The organism is Affinundibacterium nitidum (genome assembly GCF_014284155.1).
In the GTDB taxonomy this organism is placed as follows: domain Bacteria; phylum Pseudomonadota; class Gammaproteobacteria; order Burkholderiales; family Burkholderiaceae_D; genus Undibacterium; species Undibacterium nitidum.
Genome location: NZ_JACOFZ010000001.1, coordinates 698,102 through 714,615 on the forward strand (window position 1 = coordinate 698,102; position 16,514 = coordinate 714,615).

At 46.8% G+C, this 16,514-nt stretch carries 13 protein-coding genes; 2 read left to right on the forward strand and 11 right to left on the reverse strand.

From position 1 onward, the window contains the following. Positions 1–520: 520 nt before the first annotated feature. Complete coding sequence (locus H8K36_RS03060; RefSeq protein ID WP_186915139.1) at positions 521–2,356, forward strand: carbohydrate-binding protein; 1,836 nt, start codon at positions 521–523, stop codon at positions 2,354–2,356. An 84-nt stretch (positions 2,357–2,440) separates the two neighbouring features. On the opposite strand, the gene H8K36_RS03065 is transcribed toward H8K36_RS03060, so the two are convergent. Continuing rightward, positions 2,441–3,217: an SDR family oxidoreductase gene (locus H8K36_RS03065; protein WP_186915138.1), complete on the reverse strand. Its 777-nt coding sequence runs from the start codon at positions 3,215–3,217 to the stop codon at positions 2,441–2,443. Between the two features lie 419 nt (positions 3,218–3,636). Between H8K36_RS03065 and H8K36_RS03070 the strand changes: the two genes are divergently transcribed. Next, complete coding sequence (locus H8K36_RS03070; protein WP_186915755.1) at positions 3,637–5,259, forward strand: electron transfer flavoprotein-ubiquinone oxidoreductase; 1,623 nt, start codon at positions 3,637–3,639, stop codon at positions 5,257–5,259. Positions 5,260–5,344: 85 nt separating this feature from the next. Here the strand turns inward: H8K36_RS03070 and H8K36_RS03075 are convergent, their stop codons facing one another. The 10 genes from H8K36_RS03075 to nuoG all read right to left on the reverse strand — a co-directional run bounded on the left by H8K36_RS03075 (position 5,345) and on the right by nuoG (position 16,468). Further along, a complete protein-coding gene (locus tag H8K36_RS03075; RefSeq protein ID WP_186915137.1) occupies positions 5,345–5,938 on the reverse strand; it encodes an NUDIX domain-containing protein in 594 nt (197 codons plus the stop codon). Continuing rightward, a complete protein-coding gene (locus H8K36_RS03080) occupies positions 5,939–6,238 on the reverse strand; it encodes a DUF2818 family protein (protein ID WP_186915136.1) in 300 nt (99 codons plus the stop codon). Between the two features lie 40 nt (positions 6,239–6,278). After that, on the reverse strand, positions 6,279–7,757 hold the full coding sequence (gene nuoN, locus H8K36_RS03085) for an NADH-quinone oxidoreductase subunit NuoN (RefSeq protein WP_222611100.1): 1,479 nt from the start codon (positions 7,755–7,757) through the stop codon (positions 6,279–6,281). A 106-nt stretch (positions 7,758–7,863) separates the two neighbouring features. Then, positions 7,864–9,354 (reverse strand): NADH-quinone oxidoreductase subunit M, encoded by a 1,491-nt coding sequence (locus tag H8K36_RS03090; protein WP_186915135.1) that lies wholly within the window; start codon positions 9,352–9,354, stop codon positions 7,864–7,866. Between the two features lie 106 nt (positions 9,355–9,460). Then, positions 9,461–11,479: an NADH-quinone oxidoreductase subunit L gene (gene nuoL / locus H8K36_RS03095; RefSeq protein ID WP_186915134.1), complete on the reverse strand. Its 2,019-nt coding sequence runs from the start codon at positions 11,477–11,479 to the stop codon at positions 9,461–9,463. A gap of 74 nt (positions 11,480–11,553) precedes the next feature. Then, the gene (gene nuoK, locus H8K36_RS03100) at positions 11,554–11,862 is read right to left on the reverse strand and encodes an NADH-quinone oxidoreductase subunit NuoK (RefSeq protein ID WP_186915133.1); all 309 of its coding nucleotides are present in this window, start codon (positions 11,860–11,862) and stop codon (positions 11,554–11,556) included. Further along, positions 11,863–12,501, reverse strand: a complete 639-nt coding sequence (locus H8K36_RS03105) for an NADH-quinone oxidoreductase subunit J (protein WP_186915132.1) — start codon at positions 12,499–12,501, stop codon at positions 11,863–11,865. Between the two features lie 17 nt (positions 12,502–12,518). Further along, positions 12,519–13,007, reverse strand: a complete 489-nt coding sequence (gene nuoI, locus H8K36_RS03110; RefSeq protein WP_186889854.1) for an NADH-quinone oxidoreductase subunit NuoI — start codon at positions 13,005–13,007, stop codon at positions 12,519–12,521. Positions 13,008–13,049: 42 nt separating this feature from the next. Further along, the gene (gene nuoH / locus H8K36_RS03115) at positions 13,050–14,135 is read right to left on the reverse strand and encodes an NADH-quinone oxidoreductase subunit NuoH (RefSeq protein WP_186915131.1); all 1,086 of its coding nucleotides are present in this window, start codon (positions 14,133–14,135) and stop codon (positions 13,050–13,052) included. After that, a complete protein-coding gene (gene nuoG / locus H8K36_RS03120; protein WP_186915130.1) occupies positions 14,135–16,468 on the reverse strand; it encodes an NADH-quinone oxidoreductase subunit NuoG in 2,334 nt (777 codons plus the stop codon). Before nuoG ends, nuoH begins: the two co-directional genes overlap by 1 nt. Between the last annotated feature and the right edge of the window lie 46 nt (positions 16,469–16,514).

Genomic DNA, 16,514 nt, shown 5'->3' on the forward strand with positions numbered 1-16,514 from the left:
GTAAATAAAGCTTTGCAGCGAGCCCAAGCCAGGGAGCAAAATCTTCCGTTCCTAGCAATTCACGGCTTTAGTCAGAATGCTGCTACGCACCAACGAAAAACTCGACAACCGATATGGAAACGATTCCAAATTCACAAAAAGCATGCTAATCTCATATTTGAAATCGTTTTCAGAAAAGAGACATCTCAGTGATCTGAATGGGATTCAGCGCAGTCTGTCGTTTGATTTTGGGTTCGCCCCTACCTCAACAGTAAGAGCGAAATTTGAATCTAACATCGAATGGCGCACGATCTTGAGAAAGTATTGTCTGACTAATGATTTCGCTTGCCGCCTTGCACAGCACAAGACGGCAGGAAAACAAAGTGCTCAAATTTGCTCGATAGAGTTGTGGCAATGTCGTCCGGACCGTCATTGCTGGTTTGCTCTATGATGCGCCCCCCGTGTTTGGTCACCACAAGCTTGTAAGGGTTCACAACAGCTGGTTTGTTAATTTTATTTTCCAATTAAAAAGAGAGACGATATGAACACGCTTAGCCAACTCCCCTCAATACAGAGTTCGCAATCCGACCTAAGACAAGTCGGTACAACTTTGTGCAAACTATTCAAACTCAGTATCTGCAGCCTAGCCCTGATGCAGGGCTTTAACGCTGAAGCAGTACAACCACTGAGCACCAGCGGCAATAAAGTTCTCGCGGGCGGCCAGGTGGCTAGCTTTGCAGGAAATAGCCTCTTTTGGAGCAACAACAATTGGGGCGGTGAAAAATTTTATAACGCTGGCGTTGTCAGCACCTTAAAACGCGACTGGAAATCGAATATTGTCCGCGCCGCAATGGGGGTCAATGATGATGGCGGCTACCTGCAAGACCCAGCAAGCAATAAGGCTCGCGTCAAGGCGGTGGTCGATGCAGCAATCGCTAACGATATGTATGTCATTATCGATTGGCATACCCATCATGCAGAGGACTACCAAGCACAGTCGATCGCCTTCTTCCAAGAAATGGCACGTACCTACAAGAACTATCCCAACGTGATTTACGAGATCTATAACGAGCCTTTACAAATCTCGTGGAGTGGCACGATCAAACCGTATGCTAATGCCGTGATCTCAGCCATTCGCGCTATCGATCCAAACAATCTGATTATCGTGGGTACGCCGCAATGGTCTCAAAAGGTAGATGAAGCATCGCGCGATCCTATCACAGGCTATAAGAATATTGCCTATACCCTGCACTTTTATGCTGGCAGCCATGGACAATATTTGCGTGATTGGGCGACCACGGCCTTGAATAATGGCATCCCGCTTTTCGTTACCGAATGGGGTTCAGTTGGCGCGTCAGGCGATGGTGGCGTAAATGCAGGCGAAACCGCAGCCTGGGTCGACTTCATGAAGCGCAATAACATCAGCAATGCAAACTGGGCGCTCAACGACAAAAACGAAGGTGCCTCTGCCTTAGTGCCAGGCGCTAGTGCGACCGGTAATTGGAGCCCATCACAACTAACTGCCTCTGGCAATCTCGCCAAAAACATTATCTCCACTTGGCCGAGTAGCACACCGAGCACTTGCACTACCTTCGCCGCTCCGGGCACACTTGAAGCAGAAGCATTTTGTAATATGTCTGGTGTGCAAACCGAATCAACCAGCGACGCTGGCGGCGGTCAAAATGTCGGCTATATCGATACCGGCGATTGGATGAGCTACAGCGTTGATGTGCCTGCAGCCGGTAGCTATAAAGTCAGCTATCGCGTTGCTAGCCCCAACAGTACTGGGCTGCTCCAGTTGGAACAAGCTGGCGGTACGCCTAGTTACGGCAGCGTAAATATTCCCTACACCGGTGGATGGCAAACATGGACAACAGTTAGCCACACCGTCAATCTCGCTGCGGGCAAACAAAACTTTGCCATATCCGCGAAAAGTGGCGGATTTAACCTCAATTGGATTAAGTTTGAATCCGCTTCTATACCGCCGTCTGACGGCATCACGATTCAAGGGGAAGACTATCTTGTGATGAGCGGAGTCAAGCTTGAAAACACGAGTGATGCCGGCGGAGGAATGAACGTTGGCTATATCGACGCAGGTGATTGGATGTCTTATCCAGCGGTAAATATTCCAAGCTCTGGCACTTACCAAGTCGAGTACCGGGTGGCGAGTTTAAGCGGTGGTGGAAATTTGGTGCTGGAAGAAGCTGGCGGCACACCGTCTTATGGCGCGATCAATATTCCAGCGACAGGAGGATGGCAAACCTGGACCACCATCAAACACAATGTGAGCCTGAGTGCTGGTTCACATAAGTTTGGTATCAAAGCGAACAACGGAGGTTGGAATTTAAACTGGTTTAGGCTCACGAAAGTGAACTAAAAAATGAGCCTCATGCCCAGTCTTCGGGCGTGAGGCTCTTCTTTTTTTTGGATCTTCGACTTCACCTACGCTACTAGCGTGGAATTAGGTTACGCTTAAACCATCGTCAGCAGCAACAATAGAGCCGTTCAAGAAACGAGATTCTTCAGCAGCTAGCAACAGCAAAAGTCCATCCAAATCCTCTGGTGTACCGACACGCTTGCGCGGCAACATATCGATCAATTTTTTGCCTTGCTCTGTCTGGAAGTGCTCGGAATTAATTTCCGTTTCAATGTAGCCTGGGCAGATCGCATTGACGTTGATACCGAACTTGCCCCATTCAACAGCCATGGCTTTCGTCATTTGCACAACAGCTGCCTTGCTCATGCAGTAAATTCCCAATTGCGGAATCACACGCAGGCCTGCTACCGAAGCGATATTGATGATGCGATGCTGTTTCTTTGGGTCGCCTTTGTAGCGAGTAATCATGCGCTTTGCCGTTTCCTGGGCGACAAAGAATGCACCACGTTGGTTAGTATCCATCACAAAAGCATAATCTTCAGGTGTGACGTCGACCAATTTTTGCTGAGTTGAGACACCTGAATTATTGATCAAGATGTCGATGGGACCAGCTTCAGTTTCCGCGTGAGCGATCGCAGATTTGATGCTGGCATAGTCAGTGACGTCCAAAGCGACTACGTGAGCTGCGCCGCCATCGGCTTCGATCTCCGCACGTAATTCTTTCAAGCGTTCAGTACGACGTGATGCCAACACAACTTGAGCACCCGCCATCGCTAAGACTTTCGCGAAACGCGCACCAAGACCGCTCGAAGCGCCGGTGATCAAGGCCACTTTACCTTCGAAATTTACTTCTATACCCATGCCAATTCTCCATCTAAATTAGACTACCTTAGTTCATCGACGACACTATAGTCCATCATCCGCCATCGCCTGTTGTGCTGCAGCATACCACTTCTGAAGCGACAAAGACCATAGGCTTGTCATCAACAATCACTGTCGCGTTTCTGGTCATTTTGGCGCTGACATGCAATTTTTAGCGCCCTTCCCCCTCTTAATGTGAAGGCAATCTTAGGAAAATCTGGGATAATTCGCTCATATGAAAAACAACAAGCAGCGTGCTTTAGAAATTCACCACTAGTTTCTCGACTTGCACATTTGTCCGACTGCCCCTAAGATCCGATATTCAAATTAGCACGCTCGTTCCTTTATTTTTGGAAAGCAAAATTATTATGACAACATCCTCACAAAAACTGTTAGAAGAATACGGCCCACGTGACGCCATGGAATACGACGTCGTCATCGTTGGCGGTGGCCCAGCTGGCTTATCTGCAGCGATCAAGCTCAAGCAACTGGCAGCAGAAACAGGCAAGGATGTATCAGTTGTCGTCCTCGAAAAAGGCGGCGAGCCAGGTGCCCACATCTTGTCGGGCGCGATCATGGATCCCAAAGCATTGACCGAGTTGTTCCCCAATTGGAAAGAATTAGGTGCGCCGCTCAATACCCCAGTCACTGAAGATGAAATCTTGGTATTGACTGAGACGAGCGCGATACGCACACCAAATTGGTTAGTGCCTAAATGCTTCCACAACGAAGGCAATTACATCATCTCGTTGGGCAATGTCACACGTTGGTTGGCGCAGCAAGCCGAAGCCTTAGGCGTTGAGGTGTTTCCTGGCTTTACTGCAGCTGAAGTTCTTTACAACGACGATGGCTCAGTCAAAGGCGTGGCGACTGGCAATATGGGCGTCAATCGCGAAGGCGAAGCATCTCCTTCCTTCCAAATTGGTATGGAGTTGCACGCGAAATATACTTTGTTCGCTGAAGGCGCGCGCGGCCATTTGGGCAAGCAGATGATTGCCAAGTACGAGCTCGACAAAGGTAAAGATCCACAATCCTACGGTATCGGTATTAAAGAATTGTGGGAGATCGACCCGAAACATCATAAACCAGGCTTGGTGGTGCACACGACAGGCTGGCCAATGATGGATCAATATGCGGGTTCATTTTTATACCACCTCGAAAACAATCAAGTCGCGGTCGGCTATGTCGTTGGCCTAGCTTATGAAAACCCATATATCTCGCCGTTTGAAGAGTTCCAACGCTTCAAAACACATCCAGCGATTCGCACTTATTTCGAAGGTGCCAAACGTATTTCCTATGGTGCTCGCGCGATTACTGCAGGTGGTTTGCAGTCTTTGCCTAAGCTCACCTTCCCTGGCGGCGCCCTGATTGGCTGCGATGCAGGCTTCCTCAACATGAGTCGTATCAAAGGTAGTCACGCTGCAATCAAGACAGGCATGTTAGCGGCAACAGCAGCTTTTGATGCTGTCACAGCAGATCGCCAACATGACGAGTTGATTGCTTATAGCGCAGCGTTTGAGGCCTCTTGGTTGCACGAAGAATTACATATCGCACGGAACGTTAAACCATTGTTGAAACGCGGCGCTTACGGTGCGCCTCTGGTATGGATCGATCAGGTCTTGTTGCGCGGTAAAGCGCCATGGACTCTGCATCATTCAACACCAGATCACGCTTGCTTACGTCCGGCTTCAGAATTCACACCAATTAATTATCCAAAACCAGATGGCAAGTTGACATTTGATCGTCTCTCCTCTGTGTTTATCTCCAATACTAACCATGCTGAAGACCAGCCAATTCATTTGACATTGAAAGATGCGTCGGTTCCGGTGAACGTCAATTTGGCGAAATATGCGGGCCCAGAAAGCCGTTATTGCCCAGCTGGGGTGTACGAATTCGTGAAGACGGAAGAAGGTGCTGACCGCTTACAGATCAATGCGCAGAACTGTGTACATTGCAAAACCTGTGATATCAAAGATCCTACCCAAAACATCGTTTGGGTAACACCAGAAGGTGGCGGCGGTCCAAACTACTCAAGTATGTAGAGTCTTCGACTACTAAAACAAAAAAAACGCTGAATCGTTTCGATTTCAGCGTTTTTTTATGCCTATCAGTGTTAATTATTTAGGTTTAAACCACCCACTCGCCTCGCATTATTTTTTCCAACCAAAATGCACCGATAACGGTTTTAACGTCGGTGATTTGTCCGGCTCTTACCCACTCAAGCACTTGCGAAACTGGTGCTCTAAAGGTCTCTAAAAACTCTTCAGCATCGAGCTGAGCCTCGCCCGCTTGTAAGCCTTTTGCGAGATAGATATCAAGATGTTCGTCGGAGTAGGCAATCGCGTTATGGATAGTGCAGACAAAAGACCAATCGCTTGCGGTATAACCCGTTTCTTCTTTGAGTTCGCGCTTGGCGCATTCGAGATGGTCTTCACCAGCGTCGATTTTCCCTGCGGGGAACTCGAGAAATACGCGATCAAGAGGATAACGAAATTGACGCTCCAAAAGTACCGTGCCATCTTCAAATAGCGGCAGAATCACTACAGCACCGGGGTGCTTAATGTATTCGCGGCTCACTTGCTTACCATCAGGAAGGCGTACTAAATCTTTTTCAACATGTAGAAAACTGCCTTCGAAAGCACGAACAGTTTCCACTTTAACTTCGGCAAGATTGGGGTTCTCAGCGGCACTCAACTGAAGGTTTGGCGTTTCCTTACTCATCTATTTTTTCAGATAGCGATAAGTAAAAGCAGGAAAGGCAAAAACAATAAACATGCAAAAAGTAACGACATAAAACTCTTTGCTTTGTGGGAAAGGATTACCGGTGTTTGCTTCCAAAGCGAAACCGACCAAACCAACTAAGCAATAATAGCTAATCAATTCAATCAGACGCAGCCAAATCGGCTTTTGCGGAAACGCCTCCAACGCGAAAACAGCGAAGAATCGCTCAGACAGGAACGGGAGGGAGGCAAGTACAAGCGCCAGACCAATCACCAACCAACTCAAAAGTGATATGTTCACTGGCGCTTACCTTATATGCTAATTGATACTGTAAAAAATCTTAAGAGGCAAGTGCACTCTTAATCGCTTCAACACAGCTTGTCAGCAATGGACCTGGAACGATACCAAGCAACAATACTGCCAAGCCATTGACGCTGAGAACAATCTTCATATCTGCACTTGCTACGATCGCAGATTGATCTTGCGGCTCATCAAAGTACATCACTTTAACGATACGCAAATAGTAGAATGCACCAATCAATGAGAACAACACAGCTGCAACCGCCAACCAGATTTGACCCGCTGCAACCACTGAGCTCAATACTGACAATTTTGCGTAGAAGCCCATCAATGGCGGGATACCAGCCAAAGAGAACATCAACAACAACATAATGAAGGCGAACCATTTACTACGTTTATTCAAGCCCTTCAGATCAGCGATCTCTTCCGCTTCAAAGCCATTACGAGACAATAACAAGATCACGCCGAAGGTACCCAAAGTCGTCATCACGTAAGTGATCGAATAGAACATCGAAGCGCTATAAGCTTCAACAGCCAAGGCTGGATTGGCATTGGATACGCCTGAAATAAAGCCCAATAACATAAAGCCCATTTGTGAAATCGTCGAATAAGCCAACATACGTTTGAGGTTGGTTTGCGCTATCGCCGTAATATTACCGACCGCCATCGACATCACCGCAAGGACCATCAACATTTGCTGCCACTGGATCACTTGTGGGAATAAGCCTTCTGCCAGAATACGATAACAGATTGCGAAGGCTGCCAATTTAGGTGCGCCACCCAAGAGCAAAGTGACGACTGTTGGGGAACCTTGATAGACGTCGGGTACCCACATGTGGAAAGGTACGACACCTAATTTAAACGCCAAACCGGCTACCACGAACACGATACCAAAGGTCAGGATATTTTTATTCGCCGTCAGCTTCGCTGCTTCGGTTGCAATCACATTCAAATTCAAACTGCCTGTTGCGCCGTAAATCATGGAAATACCGTACAACAAGAAACCAGAAGCTAAAGCACCCAATACGAAGTACTTCATCGCAGCTTCTGTCGATGTCGTATTATCACGACGCAAAGCAACCAGAGCATATAAAGCCAAGGACATCAATTCCAGACCGAGGTAAATCACCAGCATATTATTGCCAGAGATCATAATCATTTGACCGAGCAAAGCGAATAATGCGATTACATAGAATTCGCCACCCAACATACCTTTGGTCATGCCACGGTCGCTTGCATATTGGCGGCCATAAATGAACGTCACGCCAACTGCGATATACGAGAACAACTTCATTAAGTTGGACATCGCATCTGATACGAACATGTTATTACTCAGGTAGACCGATGAACCGCTCGACGCGTTCATCGTCAAGATGCCACACACACCAATACTCAACAAACTCAATGCGTAAGTGACATTGCGTTTTTCCTCACCGAGAAACATATCGATCAACAAGATCGCACAGATCGACAGTAGTAAGAAAACTTCTGGATAAAGTTGTAGTGGTATCAGGTTCATATTAGTTATTTCTACTTACATTTATCTTTGCTTCAAGTTGCATTTCACTTGGAAGCGATTAACTTCTCTGCTTCCACACCCTCGTGAAAGAAGCAGTAATTCTGTATTACATCGGAATTTTCGATGTCGCGACGTGTTTCAACAAATCAGACACTGACACTTGCATCGCATCAGTCACAGGACCTGGGTAGCATCCCATCACAATAACTGCAATTGCCAACACGCCTAACATAAAGAATTCACGTTTATTTAGGTCAGTCAGCTTTGCCACGTGATCATGGGTGATCGCACCAAAAATAACGCGTTTCGCCATCCATAATGAATAGGCTGCTCCGAAAATCAAAGCGGTCGCTGCCAACATACCGATCCAGAAATTGAATTTAACAGCGCCGATAATCACCATGAACTCACCGACGAAACCAGAAGTCGCTGGCAAGCCGCAATTGGCCATAGAGAACAAGATAAACAAAGCAGCAAACTTTGGCATAGTGTTCACGACACCGCCGTAATCTGCGATTTCACGGGAATGTACTCGGTCATACAAAACACCGATACACAAGAACATTGCGGCAGAGATAAAGCCGTGAGAAATCATCTGCACGACTGCGCCCTGCACTGCCATATCATTGAACATAAAGAAACCGAGTGTAACGAAGCCCATGTGTGCAATTGAAGAGTAAGCCACCAACTTCTTCATATCCTTCTGCACCAAAGCGACCAAGCCAATGTAGATCACTGCGATTAGAGACAAGGTAATCATCATGCCAGACAATGCATGACTCGCATCTGGAGCGATAGGCAAAGAGAAACGCAAGAAACCATATGCGCCCAGTTTCAACATAATTGCTGCCAATACGACAGAGCCACCGGTCGGCGCTTCAACGTGAGCATCTGGCAACCATGTATGGACTGGCCACATTGGAACCTTGACCGCAAACGCCATTAAGAACGCAAAGAACAACATGATCTGCACATCCAAAGGCAAAGGCAATTTATGCCATGCCGCGATGTCGAATGAACCGGACTTCATGTAGAGGTAAATGATGGCAACCAGCGTCAACAAAGAACCGAGCAAGGTGTACAAGAAAAACTTGAACGCTGCGTATACGCGATTTGGACCACCCCAAATACCAACAATGATGTACATCGGAATCAAGGTAGCTTCGAAGAACACATAGAACAACAAGCCATCGGTCGCGCAGAATACACCGATCATTAAGCCGGACAAAATCAAAAACGCGCCCATATATTGAGCAACATTCTTTTCAATTACTTCCCACGCAGCGATGACTACGATAACGGTGATAAATGCTGTCAATGGCACCAACCACATCGCCAAGCCGTCAACACCCAAGGCATAGAAAGCATTGAAACGAGAGATCCAATTCATCTTCTCGACAAACTGCATACCATGTGCCGCATTATCAAAGTTCGCGATAACTGGGATCGTCACCAAGAAGCTAATAATGGAACCAACCAAGGACACGAGGCGCACAAAGCCAGGGTTCTTATCGCGGCCCAAGGCTAATACGCAGATGCCAAATACGATAGGTACCCAAATCGACAGGCTTAATAAAGGAGAAGTTGACAGCATCATGATTATCTTTTTTTAGTCACTTGTTTAGTCACTGATTCGTAACTCGGTATTGCACTTAAAGTCGTACTGAATGTTTTACTAAATACTTAATCTAAGCGTTTCAATATTATTTAGAAAATGGGAGCGGCATGAAATAAATCAGGAAACCAAGTACACCCAAGATCATGACGAACGCATAGTGGTAAATAAAACCTGTCTGGAACAAACGAACGATCTTAGAAAACAAACCAACCAATTTCGCACTTCCGTTCACAACCAAACCGTCGATCAAACCTTTGTCACCGATGTTCCACAATCCGCCACCGAGCAAGCGAGCGCCCCCCGCGAACACGATCTCATTGAAGCGGTCCATGTAGTATTTATTATCTAGGATATTGTAAATAACACTTGCCTTCTGTTTGATTGCAGCTGGGATGCTTGGCTTAACCATGTAGAAGAAATAAGCTAAAGCAACGCCGGACAAGGCCAACCAGAATGGTGGCGTTTGCAAGGCGTGTTTACCCATCGCCTGCCAGCTATGGAATTCATGTGCCAACTCTTCCATTGCTGGATGGGCGTGGTGGTTAACGAAGATCACATCTTTGAAGAAGTCTCCAAACAACATTGGTTGAATTGTATACAAGCCAATGAATACAGATGGGATAGCCAATAACACCAATGGCACCCAAACAACCGCCGGAGATTCGTGAGGTTTTTGACCTGGTGCCAAACCATGATGATGATCATCGTGACCATGGTGTGCATGACCAAAATTCTCTTTACCGTGGAACACCAAGAAATACATACGGAAAGAGTAGAAAGCCGTCACGAATACGCCAGCCAATACTGCAAATTGCGCAAAGCCTGATGTTGGCAAATGAGATGCCATCACTGCTTCGATGATTGAGTCTTTTGAGTAGAAGCCAGAGAAAAATGGCGTACCGATCAATGCCAAAGAACCGAGCAACGAGGTGATCCAAGTTTTTGGCATGTACTTCCACAATCCACCCATGTTACGGATATCTTGATCATGATGCATGCCGATGATCACAGAACCCGCAGCTAAGAACAACAAAGCTTTAAAGAAAGCGTGTGTCATCAAATGGAATACAGCTACTGAGTAAGCAGACGCGCCCAAGGCAACCGTCATATAACCCAATTGAGACAAGGTCGAATACGCGACGACACGTTTAATATCGTTTTGAATGATGCCGAGGAAACCCATGAACAAGGCTGTGATGGCACCAATTACCATAATGAAGGACAAAGCTGTATCCGACATCTCAAACAGCGGGGACATACGTGCCACCATAAAAATACCGGCGGTAACCATTGTTGCTGCATGAATCAAAGCAGAAATCGGCGTTGGGCCTTCCATCGAATCTGGCAACCATACATGCAACGGGAATTGTGCAGACTTGCCCATTGCACCGATAAACAAGCAAATACATGCGACAGTGATCAACATCCAATCGGTACCAGGCAACATGATTGGTGCCAATGTGTCTTTCTTCGCAAATACTTCTGCGTAGTTCATCGAACCAGCATAAGCAACCAGCAAACCGATACCAAGAATAAAACCAAAGTCACCAACACGATTCACCAAAAAGGCTTTCATGTTCGCGTAAATAGCGGTTGGTTTTGTGTACCAGAAACCGATCAACAAGTAGGAAACCAGACCCACTGCTTCCCAGCCAAAGAACAACTGCAAGAAGTTGTTACTCATGACCAGCATCAACATGGAGAAAGTAAACAGAGAGATGTATGCAAAGAAGCGGTTGTAACCTTCGTCTTCCGCCATGTAGCCAATCGTGTAGATATGCACCATCAACGACACGAAGGTGACGACGCACATCATCATCGCTGTCAGGCTATCAACTAAGAAACCAACTTCCAGTTTCATGCCACCCACATTCATCCATTGATACAGGGTGCCATTGTATTTTGCGCCGTCGATGACCTCAGAAAGGGTCATGCACGATAATACGAAAGCCACCAAGACGCCGAGGATGGTCGCCGTGTGCGACACCTTACGACCAACTAGGTTACCAAAGAACTTTGTACCTAACAGACCCGCAATTGCGGCACCAGCCAGTGGTGCAAGTGGTACTGCCAGTAATAAATGTGGGTTAAGTTGCCCCGCCATATCGACCCTTTGTTATCTTATTTCTCTAATTCCCAATACATCAAAGTCACTACTCACCAAAAATTTTGGTGATATTAGCCTTTCAATGTACCCAGATCTTCCACATTGATCGTGTCCAAATTACGGAACATCACCACCAGAATCGCCAAACCAATTGCAGATTCTGCTGCTGCCACAGTCAAAATGAAGAAGACAAAAACCTGCCCCGCCGCATCACCTAAATAGTGGGAAAAGGCGATGAAATTCATGTTAACCGCCAACAACATCAATTCTATTGCCATTAACAAGACGATGATGTTTTTGCGGTTCATGAAAATGCCGACGATAGAAATCGCAAACAAAATCGCGCCTAAAACCAAAAAATGTGTCAATGTTAAAGCCATTTATACACCTGTATTCTCTGCAGCTTTTTCGCCGGCGGATGCGCGGTCGGATTCTGCTTTCATATTGACCAAACGTACGCGATCGTTCCGTTTTACTTTCACAGCAGCTGCTGGGTCGAAATATTTACTGTCTTTGCGACGACGCAGTGTCAGAGCAACAGCAGCAACAATCGCTAACAACAAAATTACCGCTGCAACCTCGAAAGCAAACAAATACTTTGTGAAGATTTCGATGCCCAAGAACTTCGTGTCACCGATTATTGCAGCGTTTGCAGGTGCTGCATTATCGGGACGCAAAAAGCCTTTCAACAACACGGCAGACATCTCGAAGGCGATTACCAAACCTACGATGGCGGCCAATGGTAAACGCCCCCAAAATCCCTCGCGAAGCTTGTCCATATTAATATCGAGCATCATCACGACGAACAGGAACAAGACCATGACAGCACCGACATAGACCAACACCAGCACGATGGCCAAAAACTCCGCTTTCAACAACAACCAAATACCAGCAGCGCTGAAAAAGGACAAAACCAAAAACAATGCCGCATGCACAGGGCTACGCGCGGTGATCACTTGCGTCGCGGCCAACACCAAAATGGCAGCGAACACATAAAATAAAGCAGTTGTAAAATCCATAGCTAAGCTCTTCCAGTCTAGCGGTATTTAGCGTCAGCTTGACGGGCTGCCGCAATTTCTGGTTCGTAACGATCACCAACAGCCAGCAGCATCTCTTTGGTGAAATACAAGTCACCGCGTTTTTCGCCGTGATATTCCAAAACATGTGTTTCAACGATCGAATCCACTGGGCATGACTCTTCACAGAAGCCGCAGAAAATACACTTGGTCAAATCGATGTCGTAACGTGTAGTACGACGAGAACCATCTTCACGTTGATCAGACTCAATCGTAATCGCCATTGCTGGGCAAACTGCTTCACATAATTTACAAGCGATGCAGCGCTCTTCCCCGTTTGGATAACGGCGCAACGCGTGCAAACCACGAAAACGTGGAGATTGCGGCGTCTTTTCTTCGGGGAATTGCACCGTTATCTTGCGTGCAAACATATAGCGGCCTGTCAGGGCTAAACCCTTGATCAGCTCGCGCAGCATGAGGCTGCCAAAAAAATCTTTAATCGCTTCCATTATTTGCTTCCATTTATTCTTAGCTAAGCTGAGCTGAGTCGATTATTTCCAAATGTTCCAAGCGCTTTGCATCCATGCAGCGACGATCACTAAGTAGACCAAAGTCAAAGGTATGAAGACCTTCCAGCCCAAGCGCATGATTTGATCATAGCGATAACGTGGGAAAGAAGCGCGAGCCCAAATAAACATCGACACTACGACGAAAGTTTTGATACCCAACCAGATCCACCCTGGGATGTAAGCTAACAAACCTAGAACTGGAACGTCATGACCTATCGGTGAATTCCAACCACCCAAGAACATGATGGAAGCCAAAGCAGAAATCAAAATCATGTTGGCGTATTCAGCCAAGAAGAACATCGCAAATGACATACCGGAGTATTCAACCATGTGACCAGCAACGATCTCAGACTCGCCCTCAACCACGTCAAACGGATGACGATTTGTCTCAGCGATACCGGAAATCACATAGATCACAAACATCGGCAATAAAGGCAACCAGTTCCAAGACAAGAAATTCCAGCCATGATCAGCGAAATAGCCTTTCATTTGACCATTCACTACTTCTGTCAAATTCAAACTACCCGAGACCATCAAAACGATGACCAAAACAAAGCCCATCGCAATTTCATAGGAAACCATTTGTGCGGAAGCACGCATCGCACCAAGGAACGCATACTTAGAGTTCGAAGCCCAACCCGCGATGATGATGCCGTAGACTTCCATGGAAGTGATTGCCATGATCAACAACAAACCGGCGTTAACGTTAGCCAATACAACATCAGGACCAAATGGCACAACAGACCAAGCTGCAAGTGCCGGCATAATTGTCATGATCGGCGCCAACACGAACAACACTTTATTTGCTTTTGCTGGAACGATGATCTCTTTCAACAGCAACTTCAAAGCATCAGCAATTGGTTGCAGCAAACCAGCTGGACCGACACGATTTGGTCCAAGACGCACGTGCATCCAACCAATCATCTTACGTTCCCACAACGTCAAGTAAGCAACTGCACCGAGCAATGGCAATGTGACGCAAACAATCTTGACCAAGGTCCATACCAAAGGCCACAAAGAGCCCAAATACTGTACGCCGTAGGATTGAATCGTTTCTAAGAAATTCATTATGCACGCTCCACACTAATTGGGCCGAACATCGCACCCAGTTGATGCGTCGCCAACACACCAGCGGCAACACGAACTACCGTTGACGGCAATGATTTATCTAAGTTGGCTGGCATCACGATAGAAGCAGCACCTTGCGTCAATTTCACAAAATCACCATTCGCAATACCTAGACGCGCAAACTCGGCTGCACTTAAACTCACAGTAGTCGCCGCCTTTGCATCTGCAGTACGTTGCAAGGATTCGGAGCGACGTACGACGGCATCTGTACTATAGATATTCACATCAGATACGCGTTCCAATCCGGCAGTTGAAGAAGCAGCCGCTATAGAGATCTCTGTAGAATTATTCAACTTACTAGAACAATCGGTGACACCTTGGCCGATCACTGCATCACGCACGGCTTCTGAAGTTTCAAACTCAAATTTTTCCAAGCCTAACAGGTTACCCAATACACGCAATACTTTCCACGCTGGACGTGTATCACCGAGGGGCTTAACGACACCATGGAAACTTTGTGCACGACCTTCGCAATTGACGAAAGTACCTGCTGTCTCAGTAAATGGAGAAACTGGCAACAAAACATCGGCGTATTCGAAACCTTGTTTAAACGGTGACATTACCACCACCATATCAGCTTGAGCTAATACGGCACTTGCTCGGTTGGCGTCTGCAAAATCATGTTGTGCCTCAGCATTGAGCAACAAGAGTGCCTTGCGTGCATTGCTCAATACTGAGCCAGCCACTTCAGCATTGGCTGGTACTGCGCCAGCCAGATAAGCACCAACTGAGTTTGCTGCTTCAGTCAAATAACCAAAGCCAGTTCCTGTTTGCTGCGAAATCCATTGCGCTAATGCGTGAATTTGGCTTGCATTTGGATGTTGTGCTGCCGTGTTACCGAGGAATACGCCACCTTTGTTTTCGTCATTCGACGATAACAAATTATTGGCAATCGCTTGCGCCGTTTCGCTCACCACAACTTCGGCGATACCAGCTGGTTTTGCGACTTGTTTTACATTCGCAACCGCTGTTGCGACTTCAGCCAAGAAAGACAGCCATTGAGATGGCGCCACCACCGCTTTGTTGGCGACTTTCATCAACAATTCGTCGTCAGTTGCATGCAATACGCTTAGCTTCGTACCACTCTTCACTGCTTGGCGCAAACGAGCGGCCAACAACGGATGGTCTTTACGCAAGAAGGAACCAATCACAAACACTTGACGCAATTGCGCGAAGGATGCGATCGACATACCCAACCAAGGTGTTGCTTTACCTGTTAGACCGAAATCAGACTGACGCAAACGTGTTTCGATGTTGTCGGACCCCATACCACGTACAACACCAGCTAATAAACTCAGTTCTTCCAACGTGGAGTTTGCTGTCGCTAACGCACCGATGGCATTCGCACCATGTTCATGACGAACATTTTTCAAACCATGAGCGACGTATTCAAGCGCTGTTTGCCAGTCAGTTTCTTGCCACTGACCGCCTTGTTTCAACATTGGTTTAGTCAGACGATCTTCAGTATTCAAACCTTCATAAGCGAAACGGTCTTTGTCTGAAATCCAGCATTCATTGATCTCATCGTTTTCCAAAGGAACAACGCGCAACACTTTGTTATTTTTGACTTGAACGATCAGATTTGAACCCAATCCATCATGCGCACTAACCGACTTACGGCGAGACAATTCCCATGTACGGGCAGAATAACGGAATGGTTTCGAAGTCAAGGCACCGACTGGGCAAAGGTCGATCATGTTGCCAGACAATTCGGAGTCAACTGTTTTCCCAACGAAAGAAGTGATTTCTGAATGCTCGCCACGATTGAGCATACCCAATTCCATGACACCGGCAATCTCTTGGCCGAAACGGACACAACGTGTGCAGTGAATGCAACGGCTCATTTCTTCCATCGAAATCAATGGGCCTACGTTCTTGTGGAACACAACACGTTTTTCTTCTTGATAGCGTGAGCTGGTTTTACCGTAACCCACGGCCAAATCTTGTAACTGACATTCGCCACCTTGATCGCAAATTGGGCAATCGAGTGGATGGTTGATCAACAAGAACTCCATCACATCTTTTTGTGCTTTGGTTGCCTTGTCGCTGTTTGAGCGAACGATCATGCCTTGAGTCACTGGTGTGGCGCAAGCTGGCAATGGCTTCGGTGCTTTTTCTACCTCGACCAAACACATACGGCAGTTGGCCGCAATGGACAGTTTCTTGTGATAGCAAAAGTGGGGAATGTATGTGCCAAGTTTATTGGCAGCATCCATGACCATGCTTCCCGCAGGGACTTCTACTTTCTTGCCGTCTATTTCAATTTCAACCATGGTGTGCTCTGGGTACGCTAAGCGAATAATTTTTCAAACTTGAACG